Annotated in this window: 1 protein-coding gene and 1 pseudogene; one reads left to right on the top strand and one right to left on the bottom strand. The window is 64.4% G+C overall.

Annotated elements, in window-relative coordinates:
* Positions 1-604 (top strand): aminotransferase class III-fold pyridoxal phosphate-dependent enzyme (locus OP495_RS18150; protein ID WP_280571171.1); only part of this gene is annotated, 604 nt, incomplete at its 5' end.
* Between the two features lie 84 nt (positions 605-688).
* On the opposite strand, the pseudogene OP495_RS18145 reads toward OP495_RS18150, so the two are convergent.
* Positions 689-1,036 (bottom strand): annotated as a pseudogene (locus tag OP495_RS18145) (PLP-dependent aminotransferase family protein); the annotation flags it as partial.

The raw sequence follows: 1,036 nt of genomic DNA, 5'->3' as shown, positions 1-1,036 counted from the left end.
CGGCATCCTGTTGATCTTCGATGAAGTGATGGCCGGGTTCGGGCGCACCGGGCGCTGGTTCGCCTTCGAGCATTACGGCGTCTCACCGGATCTGATCGTATTCGCCAAGGGAGTCAATTCCGGCTACGTGCCGGCCGGCGGCGTGGTGATCTCGGATGCCATCAGCCGGCATTTCGACGAACACATGTTCTTCGGCGGGCTCACCTATTCCGGACATCCGCTGGCGATGGCGTCCATCGTCGCTACCCTGGACGCCATGCATGAGGAAGGTGTAGTGGAGAACGCCGCCAGCATCGGCCAGGGTACGCTCGGCCAAGGCCTCGCACGCCTGGCGCGCGAGCATGCCATCGTCGGCGAAACACGCGGGCTGGGGGTCTTTCATGCCCTGGAACTGGTCAGCGACCGCGAGCACCGCACGCCGCTATCGGCCAGTGCGATGGGCGAGATCAAACACGCCTTGCTCGCCGAGGGCATGCTGCCGTTCGTGGCCGAGAACCGCATTCATGTAGTGCCGCCGTGCATCGTCAGCGAGGCAGAGAGCCAGCGAGGGCTGGCAATTCTGGATAAAGTGCTGGGCGAAATGTCGGCCAAGCACGCCACTTGAACGCCAAGAGCAGGCGGCATCGCCGTCGCAAACGCTGGATAGCATGCGCCGGGCCTTGTGCCCGGCGCAGTCGTGGATACGCCGCTACCCTAGCGTTCGCGCCAGGCGTTCGATCCCCGGTTCGATGCGCTCGGCGTCGATGGCGCCGAACCCCAGGCGCATGAAGTTGCGCGGCGGCACGCGCTCGAAGAAGTGCTGAAATCCGGGCTCGATGAGCACACCATTTTGCGCGGCCTGCCAGGCCAGGCGCTGGGTATCCACGTCTTGCGGGGCTTCCAACCAGAACACGCTGGCATGGTCACCGCCGACCCGCCGGCAGTGGGGCATATGCGTCGTGATGGCCTCGTTCATCGTTTCCCAGCGCTGGCGCATCTCGTCGGCGAACTGGCGCAGATAGCGGTCGTAATGGCCCTGAGCAAGAAACTGTGCCAT

The sequence above is a fragment of the Chromohalobacter sp. 296-RDG genome, from assembly GCF_029889885.1.
Lineage (GTDB): Bacteria > Pseudomonadota > Gammaproteobacteria > Pseudomonadales > Halomonadaceae > Chromohalobacter.
The sequence above is the reverse complement of the archived record's forward strand: the minus strand, read 5'-3'. Positions and strand labels throughout refer to the sequence as shown.